Raw genomic sequence first — 17,912 nt, 5'->3', positions numbered from 1 at the left:
TACTGATGCAGCAGTGTTTGCGTGAATGTCTGGCTGCACGTCCGCCACAAGAAGAATGCAGGGTCCTGATGGGTCGCAAGCAAGAAGGGCTCGCCCGGATGTGGAGGAAGTCTCTCCTGTCCAGAAGGAAGGAATCCTGTATGCCTGTGCACAGTCAGGACTGGGTACGCTGGCGATGACGGCGTCGAGTACTGCATCAGCGATGGGATACTGAGTCGTCAGAGTCTTCTCCCTCCCCTCTCCGTACGCATGGGTTATCTCCTCTAGGATCTCCATGAATGCCTCCGCCAGTCGTGACGGCTCCTCGCTCCCCTCCGTTCTCTTCTTCAGTGATTGGATGTCGATGGCCCACTTGTCTAGGGCAGAACCAACCGCAAGGGACTGCCTCCTGAAGGACACCTCCCATTTCTCCAAGATGTCGTCGGAGAGGTACTTCCCAAGCATGGTGTTGAATTCCCTGACCGTCCGATTAATCTCTGCTGCAGTCTTTGTGGGTGAGAGCCTTCTCTCAGTGATCAGCCTGTCAACCTTGTTGACCAACAGGACTGGACGCACAAGCTCCTTCATCGCTTGCCTCGTGACGGTCTCAGTCTGCACCATGATTCCCTCGATGACGTCGACGAGAACGATGGCCCCATCCGTTAGCCGAAGACCTCTGGTGACATGGCTCGAGAAGTCGATATGCCCTGGTGTGTCTACGAGATGCACAAGATGTGCCGCTTCACCTTTGGTATGAACCAATGATATACCTGAAGCCTTTATGGTGATGCCTCTCTGCTGCTCTATCTGGTCGCTGTCCAGAAGCCTAGCAGTTGCAGCCACCTCCTTAGACAGTAGACCCGATGAGGCAATGAGCGAGTCTGCCAGGGTCGTCTTGCCGTGGTCAATGTGCGCGATTATCGTGCAGTTCCTTATCTGTCTGACCTTGCCGACCAGTGGCTGGACTCTCTCGTTGACGAACCTCTTGTAGAGCTGCGACACTTGAGTGCTAACCGACCTTCTTCTTGTAGTCGGCCATGGGTATAGTGATCTGCTCTTTACACTTGCTGCACCTGAGCAGCACCGACTCGGCTGAGCGCTTCATCTCCTCCTTCAGAGGCTGACCGCACTTGCAGACGAACGCCACGATATGCGCAGGGTTTCCCACCACGAGTGCGTGTGGAGGAACGTCTTTTGTCACGACAGCACCTGCACCTATCATGCAATACTCGCCCAGCGTCGTGTTACACACTATTGTCGCGTGCGCCCCTATTGAGGCACCCCTCCTGACCAGCGTCTTCGAGACCGTCCACGCGTCTCCGAAGGCACGGGGATACAGGTCGTTGGTGAAGGTCATGTGTGGTCCGCAGAAGACATCATCCTCGATAGTCACGCCATGATAGACCGAGACGCCATTCTGTATCTTCACTCTGTCCCCGATTACGACATCCGCGTCAACATAGACGTCTTTTCCTATGTTACAACCTGTCCCTATCTTGGCAGAGCCTCTAACATGAGCGAAGTGCCAGATGCGTGTTCCGTCGCCTATCTTGGCTCCTTCGTCCACGACGGCCAGTGGGTGAATGAAGACCTTGCTCACATCGGTCATAGGGGCAGGCCCATACCTTAGGGAATTAACTCTTGCTCCTAGTGCCTCTCCCCTTCTGCTTCTCCGGCGTCGCCCACACCGTGCCCCTGTAGGCCGTTGTGCATGGGCACCCAACACACCTGAGCGAGGTATACCTCTTGCAATCGGCGCAGTCCGACTTGCACGGACCTGCGGTGCCTCCAGTCTGATGAGGTGCAAGGCTGACCTGAAGAAACTTGGGTTGCAGGGGTGCATTACCGAACCAGCTCTCAGACCGCCTTATGCCAGCTTCCGTTCTCAGACTGCATGTACCTATGATTGACTCGAGTGTCCATGTGTCCTCTGCGACCATGACCGCAAAGAGGTTGTATCTGCCCGTCACTGTTGCAAGGGTGAGCAGTCGAGGGCATGACTTGTACTTCTCAACTATTCTGTCTGCGACCTCAAGACTCTCTGCCTCAAGTCCCATGAACAGGATCTTCATGTCTAGCTTCTCCGCATTGACACCTGCAGTGACTTGGACCATATCCTCGCTGATCAGCTTGTCCAGCCGCTTGCTGACTGCGACGTGCGACATGCCGAGCGCCTTGCCAATCTCCGAGAGGCTCACTCGTCCGTTCGCCTGTAGTATGGACATCATCTTCTTGTCAGTATCATCCATTGCGGTCTGCCTCCGGCGCATGTATGGTTCAGCCGGTTACAGCAAGAAACCCCTGTGACACATTCCGGTTTCCGACCTATTTTAACTGAACGCATCAAGATACTTTTCATATTCGAGATGCCTTGTCCCAATCATGCTTGTAGATGTGTGCATTGACTGACAGAGTCGTAAGGCTACCCGGTTGTATGTTCGTCCGCTCGGCGATGTTCTTCAGTAGCTCTCCGAGCGCATAGACATTGGCAGGCCATGCACCGTACATATCATTCGATCTGATAGTCACCGACAAGTCCAGGACTCCCTCTCGTTCCATGAAGACAAAGTGGTTCAAGCATGGGACCTCATCGTTGTGTGTGTCTCGTCTTGGGTCCCATGTGGTGGCGACCGCACGCCGTGTGTGTCTGTTCTCATGCAGCTTTCTGACAACATAGTCCAACTGGTCTAGCGCCTCTTCTCCCCATGCATTCAGCCTCTCGCCATACGTGTAATCAAAGCCCATTCTATCAGGGTTGAGCAGTTGTGTGGCATACTTCTCTCTCAGGACAGTCTCACTGAAGGGATACTCCGAAGTCACCCTCTCGCTATATGGGTCCACAATGTGAATCATGGCATTGTCCACCCATCGTGTCGGAATCCCTCTCTCATCAACTCGTTCCATTCCCGACTCCATTATCGTCCTGACTATCCTACGCCACCCATCAACAGGAGTCCTGGCCTTGATGTATGTCGGCATTCTGCAATCACAAGTCTGAGCCTGAGCGTACCATTTATGGGTGTCGTGCCGCAAGCCGGGTTTGGCGCTCATGCACAACCAGAGTCACTCCTATGCAAGCGATGCAGAGCCAGCCTCTTGGTTCTCGGGGGCTGTTTTCGGGCGACAGAGTCTTGGTCATCTAGGACCTTATTAGACACGCTCTGAACGAGTGTCTGTGCGTATTCTGCACAGTCGCCTCCCTCCGCAGTATGGTCCCGGACGGCCTCTAAAGGCCCATCTCCGTCTCGACAAGTCTTATAATCACAGATGTTGCTCATCTACTGTCACCCGTCCAACGAGAAGGGATTGCATAGCCATGATGCCGGGAGAGGACACTCATCAGACCGTATACCTGTTCACGCAGCCCAGCTGCCCGAACTGCCCAGCTGCCAAGATGGTCTTGAGTGAAGCACTGCAAGGGACGAACATACAGCTCAAGACCGTGGACCTGCAGAGCATGGACCCTGACCTGGAGTTCAGACTACTTGAAGAACAGGTGTTCATTGCCTCGACCCCGAGCGTGATTGTGGAAGACAGCCACGGACTCAGGTTGCTCTACAGTGGTCAAGTTCCCAGCGTGGAAGACGTCAGACAGAAGCTTGGAGTTGGTACATTATGACAGACATCGGCGCATCAGTTCACGGCGACGCAGACGATCTCCGTGCTCGCGAGAAGAAGCTCCCACAGGTTCGAACGACCAGTGACACAATGGAGCCCTTTGACTCCAGCCGCATCATCAACAGCCTGAGGCTAGAGACTGGTATTGACGAGGCGACCGCCCACATGGTCGCCGTGCGGGTCATGGACAGGATTGCAGCGTCCGGCATCCGATTCCTCTCTGGCCCTCTGATACGAGAGATGTGCAACAGCGTACTGGCTGAGATGGGTCTGGAGAAGGCGCGAATGCGCTACACCAGAGTGGGCATTCCGATGTACGACCTCGACCTGTTGATAAACGCTCCCGGGCAGTACACCTCCAATGCCAACCTCATGCGCAATCCTGAGACCATAGCCAAGCTGGTTCACGACCAGGTCATGGAACAGCACACCTACCTGAGCATTCCATCTCACCTTGCCGATGCTCATCTTCGAGGCGACATCTACATCAAGGACCGCGAGTACTTCTCCACCAGAGACTACTGTGCAACATGGGACCTCAGACAGGTGCTCCTCCTGGGCATTGCACCCGACGGTCTCGGAGGAATGCACTCCAGTGCAGCAGGACCCGCCCATCATCTGCATGTGGCGGTCAATCACTCTGCAATCTGGCTGGCAGCAGCTCAGAGTTCGTTTGCCGGCGGTCAGGGATACTTCTTCTACAACACATTCCTCGCACCCTTCATGCGAGGCCAGCCGTACAAGGCAATCAAGCAGGCTGCCCAGCAGCTTGTGTTCACGCTCACTCAGCAGTACGTTGCCAGAGGAGGACAGGTCATATTCTCAAGCGTTGACCTGACCCCGGGAATTCCGAAGATAATGCGGAGTGTCCCGGCAGTCCTCCCGGGCGGACGCGTCACTGACCTCACCTATGGCGACTTCGAGGAAGAGGCCAAGCTGTTCTTCAATGCGTTCATGGAGGTCATGATCGCTGGAGACTCCAAGGGTAAGGGCTTCAACTTCCCCAAGCCCAACATCGTCCTTCGTGAGGAGTTCATGGGCCCCGAGTACGACGACTCGTGGAGACTGGTGGCAGAGCTCACCGCCAAGTTCGGGTCTCCCTACTTCGAGAACTACCTCAACTGGAGGTCAAACATAGAGGCAGGGTGCAGCAGCTGCTGTTCACACCTGTGGACTGCGAGCAGCAAGGAGGAGATGGAGGAGTTCCTGAGCGGTAACATGGTCTTTGGAGCCTCACAGATGGTGACCCCCAACTTTGGTCGTGCCGCATGGCTGGGACGCAGTGATGAGGACAAGTTCTTCGCCAAACTCGACGAGTACATTGAGATGTCAAAGCAGGTGATAATGGAGAAGAAGCGCCTGATGGAGAAGCTCATCGCCAGCGGTAGCGTGCCCTTCTACACCCAGCCGAGACCCAACGGCAAGCCTCTCATTGACATGGAGAAGAGGGAGTACTTGCTCGGCACAGTGGGCTTCAACGAGATGGCCGCAATAGTGACCGGACAGGGCCTCCACGAGCGCGAGGGGTCGCGGTTCGGTATCAAGGTCCTCAAGCATCTCAAGCAGCGGGCCGACGAGTTCAGGGCTGAGACCGGACTGCACTTCGCCGTGACTCGTACTCCTGCAGAGAGCGCCGCGGGAAGGCTTGCGTCCAAGGACTACAAGATGTACCCCGGAATCCGAAAGTACCTCAGGGGGTCTCACCCGCATGTCTATTACACTAACAGCACCGCTCTCGACGTGGCGGCTGACCTGCCACTGAGCGAGCGGGTACGGAAAGAGGGTATGTTCCACCCGTACATGGACGGAGGCGCACTGACACACATCTTCCTCGGCGAGGCCAGTCCGGACCCTGATGCACTCTGGGCACTGACGAAGAAGATTGCCAGAGAGACCCTGAACGCGTACTTCTCGTTCACCAAGGACACACTTGTGTGTTCCGCCTGCAACTATCAGGCTGGCATCGACTGGCGGACAACACGATTCACTTCAATCGATGAGCTGTCGAAGATCCAGTGTCCAAGGTGCGGACATGTGGGGTGCGATGTGATCAGCCGCATCACGGGCTATCAACAAGCGTTGAGTTCGTACAATCCTGCCAAGCAACAGGAGTTCATCGACAGGCACAGGTACATGCTGGGCTGAACAATTGATAGATAACTGCAGAACGCCTGAATGCATTCGCAGATCGCATTGAAACGCTTCTGACCAAGTGGGTTTCATCATAGATTGGTCTAGTCCCATTCGGGGAGAGAGACTCTTGCATAATTCATCTGTCCACCCAGAAGATATGGAGTAGTCGCTGTGCGTCATAGGCGATGACCTTCAAAAACACATGTCATAGGCCTGATTGTAGGTGAGGTTCATGGCACCTCAACAGCCATCGCACCCCATTACCTCTTTCTACCCGAGTATCACATCAATTATGCAACAGACTCGGGGAGAGAAAGCGCGTCGTTCTCCTAGCAGGTCCCGCTGGGCCATCCGAAGCACAGCTGCCATCTTGTCGGTCGTCATCAAGTGCTCCGTTGTCTTCTTCGGAATTCGTCCCCATATTATCCTTGTCAACTCCGGGTCAATCACTGGATTGCCAGCCGAATCGTGCGATCAAAGCTATTTCCGCCAATGGCAACATGGCAGAGGAAACTGAGGTATTCCCTTAGTATCAGGTTTCAGACCATTGTAACGTTCTGTGGTTGCTAACAGTCCCCTTGTCATGCGCATCTCACAGCCCTAGTGTTTCGCGGCAGAACGTGTATGTGCGACAGAGGTGTTCTAGATGATGTACTTCCGGAAGGACATACAATGGTCTAGTGAACCGGGCATCTCGGACATAGTCCTGCACGCATCTCCAGTCGATTGACACATCCAACAGTGGAACTCGATGGAGTTGGTGAACATGAAGGCAACCAAGGGCGAAAGGCAGTGCCACTTCCACTGGCCGCATATGGAAAGTGGGTCAATTCAAATGTGTGTGGTATGAGTCTGCTACCAGACATCGGAGCATAACATTGTTTGACAGTCGAGATTGCTCATCAAACTCAGAATGTGTATTAAGGCCACACCAAAGATGTACTAAACTGCACCTCCTGTAACTATCATGCTGGCATCAACTGGCGGACAGCGTGCTTTGGCTCAGTGGAGGTGTCATCCAGAATCCAGTGCTCCAAGTGTGGCCATCTGAAGTGTGATGTATTTAGCCGCATGACCTATTACACGCAGAGCGTCACTTCGTTCAATCGTGCCGAACAGCAGAAGTTCATCAACAAGCGCAGGTATATGCCATACGTCCGATGCAATTAGCATTCATCCCACATGCTGAGCTGTTTACTATCCTTGTTGGTCCGTCTTGTCTTCTGTGCATTTGGATTGCGCCTCGAGTTCAACGCGGTGCCAAAGTCTACCCTTCGCAGTCGGGGACTCGGTACCCGAATCAACAGTGTCGCTGTTTCTCTCTTCCTGCAAGAGCAGACTCGATGAATCTATTCCCGGCCGACGTCGGATTACCGTCGATAATCAGAACCCGTCCTGCCTGATACCTTGTTACAGCCGCCTCAGTAAGTATTACGATTGAGAGGGCCAGAGTAGTATGACCGACAATCCGAGGCGCGCTCACGATACCCAGGAGAACCGGTACGGAGTCGTCGAAGATGAAGACCGACAAAGCTCAAGACGGCAACGACAGGCAACGCCACTGCTGTCACGATGACGAGTGAGTGCCCCATAATGGACCGGATTCCCTTACGAAACTCGACCTCCGCGTTGATAAGCCTGATGCGTTCACTCGTGACCGATTCCGTGACTCCATCGCCGGGATTCGCTCCTGTGGTTGCAGTACTGAATTGAGTTGGCATCCTTGACATGGTTGAAACCACGATGTGAAACCACCATAACACACCTAGCACCGCAACATGGGTGACGAAAACGACAAAACAGGCTGGACCAGCAGAGTAAAACCATTCTGAAGACAGACGAGCAGTATCTGCCCTGCGACACACGCTGCTACACATGTAATGACCCACACATAGTACCTGAATCTGAAGACTCGCAAGTTCTCAGCATTCATTGGAGTTTCGGTCATTCTTCCAGTTACCACCTCGCATCTGTTTGATGTGGTACACAGTATGATAGGTTCAGAGGATCAAGGATGCAGGAAAGCAGTCCTGTTACCATCGATGCTACGACTGCTGTTCACTCATCTTACTCGGGTTATTAAGAATGGCTCACTCCTGAGTACCGAGCGCCGCGGACATGATGCCCTCTGCAAGGACACTTCTAGACGAGATTCTGTCCAGGAACCCTGACATAGACATCAATGCTCTACACTCTGAGATGTGGGCAAGCATGAAACGTCACAGGAAGGATTACCTCCGCGAGCAGGTCGATGCCTTCCTTAAGACTCTAAGAATCTCGGAGAGTGCAAAGGCCATTGTGCGGGAAGCCCTTCTGCAGCCCGTCACTATCGACGGAGTTGAGTATGACAGCTTCATCATTGGCATAAGCCGGAAGATTAGCCAGAGTATACAGCCACTTAGCGGCAAGTCATCCGAGTTATGTGCTGAGGTCGCCCTCTCTCGGGCGGGTCTTAAGAGGGACGTTCACTACAGAGTTCGTGACAAGCGCTCGGACATCACCTTGTATCATCCCACCATCCAGTCATCCATATGCGTCCATCGGATTGAAATCAAGAACCTTAAGATTCGCGAGCGTGCTACGCGGGGTCTGGTGTTCGACGGGGACTCGATGTTTGGTTTCTTTGACGACCCGGGGGAGTTCACAGAAGGTAACATCGAGGAGCTGCAGAAGGCGGTAGCGAAGACCGGAGGCTACGTGTATCTGCCTCCTGAAACGTTGAGTGAATTGAGAAGGCGATACGAAGACTTGCCATCCTTCCTCCGTCCAAATACGCGCTTTGGGACGGATATGGCGAGTTTCGTGAAGAGTGGAACCATACCTGCTACTTAGGAGGTCTCCAGAAGTCGAGTATGTATTCGAACGTTGTTCCAAGCGTTATGTAGTTGCTCGGCCACCCAAAGATGCCCACTTTATTCACTAGGTTCCGGCGGTCCCATATGATTATGTTCCTCAGTTCGTATCCCACTCTCTCCATGGCTTCGACAGTGTAGATGTGGACCGGGACTCTGCTGTTCTCCCACCACAGGTCCGTTATGTTGATCACAGAGTGCGCCTTAGGCCTCAAGAGCGGCAGTATCCCAGCGTAGATCTCTCCGAGTGCTTCTGCGTATCTCTTTGGCTCCATTGTCCCAAGGTCACGTGGGTCGTTGGAGTATTGCTGGACTGTGAGATAGTGTTCGTTGTTCCTCAGGTCCCCCCTAATGCTCTTGTTCTTCCTCCGGCGGTTCAGCATGTTCGCATAGGGTGGTGAGGTCAACACGAGCGCAACGGTCTCCTCTCTCAGGTATTCTGGTATGTTCTTTGCATCATCGCAGACCGCAATCTGTTGTGAGTCACCTTCGAGTCGCGTCTGTCCCAGCCTGGAGTAACACAGGTCAACATACTCGCTCTTCAGGTCGAATCCCACCGCGTTGCGTCCCAGGTCCTCGGCAGCGAGAAGAGTTGTGCCACTTCCAACAAAGGGGTCGAGAACGAGTTCTCCTACGTGTGTGAAGAGGCTGATGCACTTGGCTGCGAGTGCAATCGGAAACACCGCAGGGTGGACGGTCTTGTCCCTCAGATCGCGTTTCTCATAGAAGAACTCCCATATGGCAACCTGACTCTGAATCCACTCCTTTGCAGTCATGCAGTTGATGTGCTTCTCAGGACAACTACAGGTCCGTGTATATGGTATGTCAAGGGGCTTCGTTATCCTTCGGGTAGACTGCATCGTTCTCAGTCAGAAGGGAGTGACCATCCCTTTAAAGCCTATACATCGACAGCGTCGAGAGTGAAATCAAAGTGGACCTGATGCAACATCTATCTGGAGGACTCGAAGCACATTGGGACGCCCTGCCTCTATTACACTCGAGGCGTTGGAAGCAAAGCTCACAAAGCTGCGTGGCCGTTGGTATCGTCTAGCACATCACGGCCATGGAGCGGCTGGACTACAGCTGGAGCAACTGTTGGGCCTGCAGGAGAACAATCTGTCTGTGCCTGACTGGGGTGAGTTCGAAATCAAGACAACTCGAAGAGAGTCAGCAACCCCCATAACCCTCCTTTCCAAATCGCCAAAGCGTATTGGGAATATCACATGGCGTGACTTCATTCTCAGGTACGGTCACACCGACGATGCCGGGCGACTGGGACTGAACTGCACAGTGAGCGGCACCGGGTTCAACAGCCGCGGGTGGGGTCTAGTGCTCTCGGCAGACAATCAACGGATTGACTTCCGCTACGGAGATGACGTTGTGGCATATCAGCCCACCGAGTCGTTGGTTAGAGCGCTTGCCAAGAAGACTCCCAACATGGTGCTCGTTGCAGTGGAATCTGTGCTTGATGGGTCCTCTCGCCGTGTGCGCTATCTTGATGCACATCTGCTTGCCGACATCCGTGAGGACTCAGTCACAGCACTTGTCAGAACAGGCCATATCACTTTTGACTGGCGAATGCACTTGAAACCGGACAACTCTGTACGAAACCACGGGTCTGTATACCGAATCAAAGAGCACAAACTTCCACTCCTCTTCTCCATAAGGAGGAAACTTGTCTAGATCGAATCCAGATGCCTCTTCAAGTCCTTTCCCGCCCTGTCCAGCCAAGCCATTGAGTCCTCCGTGTTGACCGACTCGTCCAGTACTCCCGCCTGTGCCCATGCCATCTCCTGAGCATATCTAGCTGCGACGAAGAGGTCCAGATGTTCCTCAACTCTCTTCGGCAGTGCTTGCACCTCTTCATACCCCTTGAACAGCGACTCCTTGGCCATCGGAGAGAAGTCTTGGTAGTCGCTGGTATAGTGCGCGATGGGCACGGCAAGGTCGAACACCCAGTAGCCGAACCCACAGTCATCGAAGTCGATTGGCCTCGCCCTCCCCGAGTGGAAGAGCACGTTGGCACCCAGCGCTATATCCGCGTGTATCAGTCCATATGCCCCCCTGCCTCTGCCCAGCTCCTCCATTACCTCGCGGACTCTGAGTGTCGTCCTGTCGAAGCCCTCCCTGTACGGGGCAGGGATTGAAGACCTGACCCTCTCACCGGGAACCATGAACCCTGAGCCATGACCGTAGAGGCCCTCCCAGTCCCAGTGTCGCCGGGTGAACCCTGCAGGCGGTTTCCATGACATAGCATGCCTGTGCAAGAGTCCAATCGCCCTACCTACCGCCTGCAGGTGAGCAGGCCGGGGGTTCTTCTCGACACTCCTGCCTTTGACCCACCGGAGGAGCGTGCAGACCCGCTGTTTCGGGACCTCGTAGTTGCCACTCGCATGGGTCAGCCAGTTTCCCTCAGAGTTCCTGATCGGCTCTGGGGTGCGCAACAGCTGCCCAGGAGTTGGACGATCTTGGACATCGCTGCGTGGTGCATATATACCTCCGTGCGGGAAGGGAGAGCTTGAGGTCGGCTCGACACCTCATGAGACCTCGAGGAGTGGTTGGCCCCAGTGCCGTATCCTGGGAGTGACAAGACTCCTGTGTCCAACTTTGTCCAACTAAAAATGAACGGTTTCTGTGAGCTTTGCCGTCCAAGCCGTCGTGTTCATGCCCATGTACCTGTGAATGGAGCGACACTGACGCAGGGGAGGCGGCCGGCCTTCAGTCCAGTCTGGCAGAGGCAGCTGTGTGTGGCTGCACGACGAGTCGACTCCACTGGAGCTCGGCCTGTTGCACGAGTAGGTTTCAGCAGGTCACTGAAGTGCGAAACCTAAAGAGAGTATGCGTGACAACCGCTTCCACGGCAGGAATGTTCTCCTCATGCGGGACGTGGAGATAGTCACAACGAAGGATCGGTACCGTGCAGGTGAGACTGTGGAAGGCACCATGTTCGTCAGGTGCGACAAGGAGCTGCGGTGCAACGCCATACACCTGACGTTCACTGGCCGCGAGCACACGAAGATTGAGGTGGGCGACAGCGAAAGTTCGACGACCTACAAAGACGAACGGGTGTACTTTACAGTCAGACAGGACTTCGAGGGCGCTGCTGTGGTCGCTGCAGGAGAGGTCCAGTATCCGTTCCGGTTTAGACTGCCTGATGACGTGCCATCCAGCTACTCGGGACTATGCGGATGGATTGAATACACGCTGACAGGCGTTGTTGAGCTCTCTTGGGCAAGAGACCTTAGGAGAAAGACGACACTCAGCGTCATACAGCCGGCCAAGAAGCCTGCAAGCCAGTCCCAGCACATGGCTTTGGATAGGAGTGGTCGTTCTGTCACTGACACCGAGCTGGCTGTGTTTGATGTGGAGCTGGAAGAGGACTCCATTTGCCTCGGCAACCCAATCAAGCTGAGGTTCCGAGTCGCTCGCGATGTGAAGACTCGCGGAGTCCGCGTCGAACTGCAGAACGAGGAGTTCACCTCTGCACGGCGCATAACGGATAAGAGGAGATGGACGCTGAGCCAGCATTTCGTAGAAGAACTTGAGCTTGGACGAGAGATCTGGGTGAGCGTTAAACTCGGGACTGATGATTCGATGCCTGTGAGCTTCGACAGAGCGATTGTGAGAAGCGCGGCCTCCATCAAGGCGACGCTGGACATTCCTTGGGCGCGAGACATCTCAGCTGTCATACCAGTCAGACTGTCACACCGTGCGGGCGCATACGCAGGTGACAACAATGATGAGGCTGGCTCCGACTGGGAATTCATGTGAGGCGCATCGGCAGCAGTAACGGCATGACCTACGCACAGTGACTGTCCGAAAAAGAGAACAGCGACCCCTTGTCGTGCGTTGGACACGGAATTGTCTTCTTGGAGACTATGCTCCTCGTCGCTTGGGAATAATCGAACCGATTATGAGTCCGACTACCAGAGCTGCTCCACCGCCTGCGGCAGTGATGATTAGTCCCTGACTCAGCCCCTCGCTGAGCCTTGGTCGTGCCCAGTATCGTAGGACCCGGTATCGTTGCCGACAAGTACTACCAGATATACAACTGCTGTATTCCCTGCTGTCTCGACAGTGTTCAGAGTAAGTACGTACAGCCCCTCTTCAGTCGGAGTCCAGTCAAAGGATGTCGCAGCCACGCTCAGGGTGTGTGTTTCCGTCAAGTTGGTGGAGTCGATTCTCAGAGCCAGACTCGCAAGACCGATGTCGTCATTGACTGAGCTGACCCGCCACCAACCGTTCATTGTGAGTTGGACGAAGTTGGACACAGGAGTCTTATCCGCCCAGGAGACGGCACTGGGACCACTCCTTGAGGCCGCTCAGGTGTCGGGTGGATGACCTCAGGCCATTGTCTTCGAACCGGGGTGTATAAGCCCCAATGGTCTGGAGACCTACCTACGGATGTCCAGAGATGTCCAACTTCTCTGTAGCTGTTGCACACCCTATCTCATGTGGTTCCTCTGGACCACGACAGACTGGAAGATGGCCTGCGCATCAAGTGGTTGGGCCATACCGCCCACGAACTCCTTCAGGGACTCTGAGAAAGCCTCCTCGAACCTCTCCACGAACCTGCGTTCTATCACCCTTGCCTCATAGGTGTCCTTGTCTGTCAGCAGGGCGCAGGTGACGCTGGACCCGTGCTCGAGGAGAACTGCGATGTCCTGATGTATGATGGACTGCAGGTTGCCGGACGTGTCCTCCCTGAGCTCCCTGGCGAAGCTGGAGACCGCAGTTATCAACCCTGCAACTAAGGACGGGTCGCTTGTTATCTTCGGGTCTATGTACTGGGAGTAGCCCTCCAGACCCGAGTCCCTGAGAATGACAATGCAGCCCATGACCACGAATGGTATCCTCCGTACCTGCCCGGACGGCACTGCGATCTGGCGGATCAGGCTTCTGAGCCACTCCAGCAGGGACTTCCGTGTCTTTGGGGTTTCTTTGTCACTGGTCCTTGCTTGGACCGCAGAGCGGAGCGAGTGGAGTCCCTCAGAGTCACAGATGGCCAAGGCCTCGTCAAGTCTCTTCCGCGCAAGGTCTTTCCTTCCACGAAGTTTCTCGAGCTCCGCCTTCAGGAGGAGAACTTGAACAGAGAGGCCCGGCAGACTCTGCTCTCGCGCAAGCTGTTCGAGTCTGACCACAGCCGTTAGCGGACCGCTCGACCGTTCCTCATCTCCTCTCTGAGCGAGTGCGAGGATCTCGGCTCCTGCAAGCTGAAGGAGCGTCTGTAAGACGTAGTACACTTCCCCTGTGTCCTCCGCAATCCGAAGGCCTCGTTTCAGTGTAGAGAGAGCTGCCGAGTGGTTCCCCCGTGAGGTCTCCAGCATCCCTCTGATGAGGTAGTATCTGCACAGCTCCTTCTTCGGCCCCCTCTTGAAGGCCAGTTCGCCTCCTGCCTCAAGGTACTCGTAGGCCTCATCGTTCCTGCCTGAGAGTATGAGTGCTCTTGCCATCTCCATCTGTGGCGACGGGTAGTCCGGGTTCGTCCGTCTGGCGACCTCAAGCGCCTGCGAGGCGTATTCGAGTGCCTTATCAGTCCGACCGATGTTGCCGTAGAGTACTGCAATGTTGAGATAGGGATTGAACACATCGATACCCATCTCCCGGTGAATCTCTATGGCACGCTGGTAGTGCTCAATTGCTTGGTCGTGTTCGGCTCTCGCCACTCTGTAGAATCCCATGTTGTTCTCGATAGTTCCGTCAAGGACGCTGTTGCCAAGCGCATGGAACATTCTCCTAGCCTCGCTCAGGTACTCAAGAGACATACCGGGACTGAGGGCGGTCGCAGAACGCATCAACAGAGCAGATCCCTTAGTGAAGAGATCGTCCACCCGCTCTGCAAGAGTGACAGACTCCTCAAGGAGTCGGTCCGCAGTCTCTCTGTCGTCCATGGTTAGATTGGCGCCACCCCTCAAGTATCGCAGATTCGCGGAGAACCACTCGTACCTGGTGTCTTCCTTTGCCTGTTCCTCTAGGTCTTCCAGAGCCCTGAGGGTTCCGACCGGGTCATAGTTGCCCATCATGTCTGCTATCAGTGTTTCTGCCTCGAAGCGGACCCACCTGTCTGCATCTGAGCTCAGTGATGCGCGGATTTGCTGGACCGCCATCTCATCTGTGGGAATCTGTCCTATGAAGCGCATCGCATGGATGTGCCACGGGAGAGAGCTTGCCTTCACCCCGAAAGCAGAGACAAGTCTCTCGAGCAACGGGAGGCTCCCAAGAGCCCAAGCGCAGCGCTGTGCAAAGGGGAGGAGCCCAACACGCTTCTCGTCCACACATACTCCGTCAACAAGAGCCGTGACAAAGCCCGCGTAGTTAGCTGCGTCGTGAAGAAGCTCTCTGACGTACTCCTTCTGGGCATTGTCCATGAAGGGGAAGTACCCAGTCACAATACCAGTGTCGTCCAAGTCATCCCGCTCCGGATTGCAGCATGCACCGTCGATGTCCACACAGTCTAATCTGTCTTGTGTGATTCTTCTTTGTCTCGGGGGACTGGCGTTGACAGAAGGTGATTGGGGTCCGGGAGGTTGCGACGGTCGGAGGAAGGATGTGCTTCACAGCAGTCTTCGATGCCAGTGTCTTGGACTTGGGCAAGGGAGTGCATAAGAGACCATGCCATGAACCTTCTGAGAGGAGCAGTCTGAGGAGTCTGAGACATTCTCATGACATGCGCCTGGTCAGCTCTGTACGTACAAACTCCTCTCGGGCGTTGTCGTCAGCTGCTGTGACGAACTCGTGCAGATGCGCGACCATTGATGAAAGGTCTGACAGTCTACCGGCATGTTCGTCGACAGCCCCCTCGTCCTCGATGTGTTTCTCGATTGCTGACGCGGCACTCTCGCCGCTCTCGACTGCAAGCCTGATTCCCTCTCCGGACAAGGGGTTACACAAGCCCGCAGCATCTCCTACCAAGAGTACGTTTCCCCGGCCAAACGCGGCTTCTCCAAAGGGTATCCCCCAGCACTCCCTCCTCTCAACTGTTGTCCCCACAAATGAGAACTCGGTTTCAAGCCAACCCCTGAGGAGGTGGAGTGCTTGGGAGACTGTGGGCTGCGACCTGGGTATCACTCCTGTTCCAATGATGAACCTGCCATCCTTGGGTATCACGTACGAGCAAGCGGGAGATATGCGTCCTCTGAAGAGGATGTAGAAGTCATTGTAGAAGTCGCCTTCTCCATGCCATGTCTCCTGTCCCACCAGCATCACGGGCTCCCGCACAGCCGGGAAGAGCATCTTCCTCACGACGGATCTTGCTCCGTCCGCACCAATCAGAAACTTGGTCTGGATGGATGTCCTGTCCTCGCCTGATACTGCCTCCACGATGAGGCTGGACCCTTGGTCAAACGAGACGAGTCTCGTGGAGAAGCGGACCTCCACGCCCGCTTCTATGGCAAGGTCTACCATCCATATGTCAAACTTGTCACGGTCGATGTTATGTACAGCGTATCCTCTCAGTCTGCCTCCGTTGTCCCGCCCACTAGGAGGAACATATGTGAGACCGAGCTGCGGAGGCCGCGACATGACACTGGCAGGGATGGGGGCCTCGACAACCTGCTCAATGATGTCCGGAGCGACTAGTGGAAGCACCCCGCCACACGGCTTGTGTCGTCCTCTCGCCATCTTCTCAAGGAGCAGTACCCTGAGGCCTGCACGGGCACAGCAGATGGCAGCTGTCGTACCACCCGGCCCTCCACCGGCCACTATCACATCGTACTCTTCGGTCAAGGCCGTTGTCCTCTCAGCAGTCCCATCTGTGCCAAGGTTGTCAGGACACGGGTCATCAGCTCTGTCTTGAGCAATGTCTGGCCTTCGAAGCTGCCAATGTATGCTTCCTTCTCCTTTCCAAGCTCGTAGCAGGTCGAGTCGTCCACATCAATCAGAAGCGCTGGCACGCCACTTGCCACAAAGTCCTCGTGATGTTTGCAGAAGAACGCCTCACAACAGGACCCCACAAACCCGCGAGCCCCCTTCTCCTTGAACTCCTCAATTGTTTCAATCAGGTGTTCGAAGGTCTGAATTGTCCTCACAGGAACCCCCATACTCTCTATCAGTTCGTAGATCTCGCCCACCGTACAATTACCACAGGTAGTGCAGCCCTCGGTCTTGCGGTACTGGCAGCCCACCAGTTTGGCACAGTATGGGAGGAGTACGTAGTCGAAGTGCTGTGCGGTGAGCTGGTCGGGCGAGAAGTTTACTGACATCAGGTGGTTGGTTTCCTCAAGAGTCAGACCGAGCTGAACGAACGCCTTCTTCTCCACTGCCTCAATGATGACATCTGCCAGTGTGTCTGGTGTGACGCCGGCTATCTCAGCCCCTGTCTGTTCGAAGAACCCGCGGACCTCGGCACGTATGGTGTTCTCGTCGGTGGAGAGGTTCTTCAGGTGTGCCTCCAAGTCCATGATTGCTCTCTGAGGAAATACCTGGAAGTCACCCGTGATGAAGCTGCTGACTATGAACCCGCCTGCCACGTCTATAGCGAGCGATACCCGGATGAGTCCTCCGGGCGTCTTATGGACGGCATTGACATGACCGGCTGTCCCCTCTGACCTATGCACAAGGTGAACCCAGTCGTCCGACTCAAAGTACGGGAGACTCTTGGTATAGATTGCCTTCTCGGCGTCAAGCAGCTCACCCGGCACGAGAGTCATGTCGAATGTCTTCTCAAAGCCCTCCGCAATCGCACTCTTGATGTCTTCAATCGGGGGAACGCGGCCGAGCTCTCGTGCAATCCAAGTCACTCTCTCCTTTGCGCTCTCAATCTCCTTGTCCTTGAGCTTCTCCATTGGAATCCTAAGTGACTTCAACATGAGTTCCAGATCGAAGTCTATCAAGAGGGTGCCCTGATACATGAAAGACTCGCCCCTCTCTGTGCCGCCAGTACCCGATATCTTGCGACCATGGACTTCTATGTCGTTCCTCGGTCTGAACTCAGCCTCGAGTCCCAGACTCCTCAGCCCCTTGACGGTCGCGGAACAGACCATACGCGACAGTCGGTCAAGGTCTCTGCCGAAGCTCTTGACAGCTGGTGTCCTCTTGTCAGCATATATCTCCCAGCCCAGACACTTTGGAGTGAACAGGACAGTCCCACCGCCGGTTATCCGCCTGTTGATATCGACTCCGCTTCTCTTGCAGTAGTCGACTCTAATCTCCTGCTCGACAGACTGATGGTATCCGACCAGTGCTACCGATGGTCTGAACTGTAGGAACCGGACTGTGTTTGGAGAGAGTCCCTGACTATGACACTCAAGCAGTGTGTCGTCCAGCGCCATATTCTGCGCACCTGATAGGAAACCAGTGTCCAGCAGTCTCCATTCTCTCATCTACTACGAC

General features: G+C 54.9%; 17 protein-coding genes. 5 read left to right on the top strand and 12 right to left on the bottom strand.

Features of this window, described 5'->3' with window-relative positions; translation table 11 throughout:
* From HXY34_12475 to HXY34_12460, 4 genes are all read right to left on the bottom strand, one after another.
* A partial coding sequence (locus tag HXY34_12475) for a GTP-binding protein (GenBank protein ID NWF96949.1) occupies window positions 1–981 on the bottom strand: 981 nt, incomplete at its 3' end.
* A gap of 7 nt (window positions 982–988) precedes the next feature.
* Complete coding sequence (locus tag HXY34_12470; GenBank protein NWF96948.1) at window positions 989–1,588, bottom strand: N-acetyltransferase; 600 nt, start codon at window positions 1,586–1,588, stop codon at window positions 989–991.
* A gap of 25 nt (window positions 1,589–1,613) precedes the next feature.
* Window positions 1,614–2,228, bottom strand: coding sequence for an Lrp/AsnC family transcriptional regulator (locus HXY34_12465; protein NWF96947.1), 615 nt, complete (start codon window positions 2,226–2,228; stop codon window positions 1,614–1,616).
* A 106-nt stretch (window positions 2,229–2,334) separates the two neighbouring features.
* Window positions 2,335–2,958: a thymidylate synthase gene (locus HXY34_12460; protein NWF96946.1), complete on the bottom strand. Its 624-nt coding sequence runs from the start codon at window positions 2,956–2,958 to the stop codon at window positions 2,335–2,337.
* A 337-nt stretch (window positions 2,959–3,295) separates the two neighbouring features.
* On the opposite strand from HXY34_12460, the gene HXY34_12455 reads away from it, so the two are divergent.
* Window positions 3,296–3,598: a thioredoxin family protein gene (locus HXY34_12455; protein ID NWF96945.1), complete on the top strand. Its 303-nt coding sequence runs from the start codon at window positions 3,296–3,298 to the stop codon at window positions 3,596–3,598.
* Window positions 3,595–5,742, top strand: coding sequence for an anaerobic ribonucleoside-triphosphate reductase (gene nrdD, locus HXY34_12450; protein NWF96944.1), 2,148 nt, complete (start codon window positions 3,595–3,597; stop codon window positions 5,740–5,742). Before HXY34_12455 ends, nrdD begins: the two co-directional genes overlap by 4 nt.
* A gap of 258 nt (window positions 5,743–6,000) precedes the next feature.
* On the opposite strand, the gene HXY34_12445 is transcribed toward nrdD, so the two are convergent.
* On the bottom strand, window positions 6,001–6,180 hold the full coding sequence (locus tag HXY34_12445; protein ID NWF96943.1) for a hypothetical protein: 180 nt from the start codon (window positions 6,178–6,180) through the stop codon (window positions 6,001–6,003).
* Window positions 6,181–7,030: 850 nt separating this feature from the next.
* Window positions 7,031–7,261: a hypothetical protein gene (locus HXY34_12440; GenBank protein NWF96942.1), complete on the bottom strand. Its 231-nt coding sequence runs from the start codon at window positions 7,259–7,261 to the stop codon at window positions 7,031–7,033.
* Window positions 7,262–7,848: 587 nt separating this feature from the next.
* Here HXY34_12440 and HXY34_12435 point away from each other — a divergent pair.
* Window positions 7,849–8,562 carry a hypothetical protein gene (locus HXY34_12435; protein NWF96941.1) on the top strand — a complete coding sequence of 238 codons (714 nt, stop codon included), beginning with the start codon at window positions 7,849–7,851 and terminating at the stop codon, window positions 8,560–8,562.
* Here the strand turns inward: HXY34_12435 and HXY34_12430 are convergent.
* Window positions 8,555–9,442: a site-specific DNA-methyltransferase gene (locus tag HXY34_12430; protein ID NWF96940.1), complete on the bottom strand. Its 888-nt coding sequence runs from the start codon at window positions 9,440–9,442 to the stop codon at window positions 8,555–8,557. The genes HXY34_12435 and HXY34_12430 overlap by 8 nt on opposite strands.
* A gap of 112 nt (window positions 9,443–9,554) precedes the next feature.
* On the opposite strand from HXY34_12430, the gene HXY34_12425 reads away from it, so the two are divergent.
* The gene (locus HXY34_12425) at window positions 9,555–10,265 is read left to right on the top strand and encodes a hypothetical protein (GenBank protein NWF96939.1); all 711 of its coding nucleotides are present in this window, start codon (window positions 9,555–9,557) and stop codon (window positions 10,263–10,265) included.
* Here the strand turns inward: HXY34_12425 and HXY34_12420 are convergent.
* A complete protein-coding gene (locus HXY34_12420; GenBank protein NWF96938.1) occupies window positions 10,262–11,026 on the bottom strand; it encodes a phosphotransferase in 765 nt (254 codons plus the stop codon). The genes HXY34_12425 and HXY34_12420 overlap by 4 nt on opposite strands.
* Window positions 11,027–11,420: 394 nt before the next feature.
* On the opposite strand from HXY34_12420, the gene HXY34_12415 reads away from it, so the two are divergent.
* Complete coding sequence (locus HXY34_12415) at window positions 11,421–12,353, top strand: hypothetical protein (GenBank protein NWF96937.1); 933 nt, start codon at window positions 11,421–11,423, stop codon at window positions 12,351–12,353.
* Between the two features lie 200 nt (window positions 12,354–12,553).
* On the opposite strand, the gene HXY34_12410 is transcribed toward HXY34_12415, so the two are convergent.
* From HXY34_12410 to HXY34_12395, 4 genes are all read right to left on the bottom strand, one after another.
* Window positions 12,554–12,853 carry a hypothetical protein gene (locus HXY34_12410; GenBank protein NWF96936.1) on the bottom strand — a complete coding sequence of 100 codons (300 nt, stop codon included), beginning with the start codon at window positions 12,851–12,853 and terminating at the stop codon, window positions 12,554–12,556.
* 174 nt (window positions 12,854–13,027) lie between these two features.
* A complete protein-coding gene (locus HXY34_12405; protein ID NWF96935.1) occupies window positions 13,028–14,989 on the bottom strand; it encodes a tetratricopeptide repeat protein in 1,962 nt (653 codons plus the stop codon).
* Window positions 14,990–15,242: 253 nt separating this feature from the next.
* The gene (locus tag HXY34_12400; protein NWF96934.1) at window positions 15,243–16,307 is read right to left on the bottom strand and encodes an FAD-dependent monooxygenase; all 1,065 of its coding nucleotides are present in this window, start codon (window positions 16,305–16,307) and stop codon (window positions 15,243–15,245) included.
* Window positions 16,304–17,902 carry a DUF116 domain-containing protein gene (locus tag HXY34_12395; protein ID NWF96933.1) on the bottom strand — a complete coding sequence of 533 codons (1,599 nt, stop codon included), beginning with the start codon at window positions 17,900–17,902 and terminating at the stop codon, window positions 16,304–16,306. The genes HXY34_12400 and HXY34_12395 overlap by 4 nt, the downstream gene beginning before the upstream one ends.
* Window positions 17,903–17,912: the final 10 nt, after the last annotated feature.

This window comes from Candidatus Thorarchaeota archaeon (genome assembly GCA_013388835.1).
Taxonomy (GTDB): domain Archaea; phylum Asgardarchaeota; class Thorarchaeia; order Thorarchaeales; family Thorarchaeaceae; genus JACAEL01.
This window is presented reverse-complemented; position numbering and strand designations above follow the sequence as displayed.

Bases quoted from the DNA above. Each gene is read 5' to 3' on its own strand.
- HXY34_12460 (NWF96946.1), bottom strand. From the start codon at position 2,958: ATGCCGACATACATCAAGGCCAGGACTCCTGTTGATGGGTGGCGTAGG.
- HXY34_12455 (NWF96945.1), top strand. From the start codon at position 3,296: ATGATGCCGGGAGAGGACACTCATCAGACCGTATACCTGTTCACGCAG.
- HXY34_12435 (NWF96941.1), top strand. From the start codon at position 7,849: ATGATGCCCTCTGCAAGGACACTTCTAGACGAGATTCTGTCCAGGAAC.
- HXY34_12470 (NWF96948.1), bottom strand. From the start codon at position 1,588: ATGACCGATGTGAGCAAGGTCTTCATTCACCCACTGGCCGTCGTGGAC.
- HXY34_12465 (NWF96947.1), bottom strand. From the start codon at position 2,228: ATGGATGATACTGACAAGAAGATGATGTCCATACTACAGGCGAACGGA.
- HXY34_12415 (NWF96937.1), top strand. From the start codon at position 11,421: ATGCGTGACAACCGCTTCCACGGCAGGAATGTTCTCCTCATGCGGGAC.
- HXY34_12430 (NWF96940.1), bottom strand. From the start codon at position 9,442: ATGCAGTCTACCCGAAGGATAACGAAGCCCCTTGACATACCATATACA.
- HXY34_12395 (NWF96933.1), bottom strand. From the start codon at position 17,902: ATGAGAGAATGGAGACTGCTGGACACTGGTTTCCTATCAGGTGCGCAG.
- nrdD (NWF96944.1), top strand. From the start codon at position 3,595: ATGACAGACATCGGCGCATCAGTTCACGGCGACGCAGACGATCTCCGT.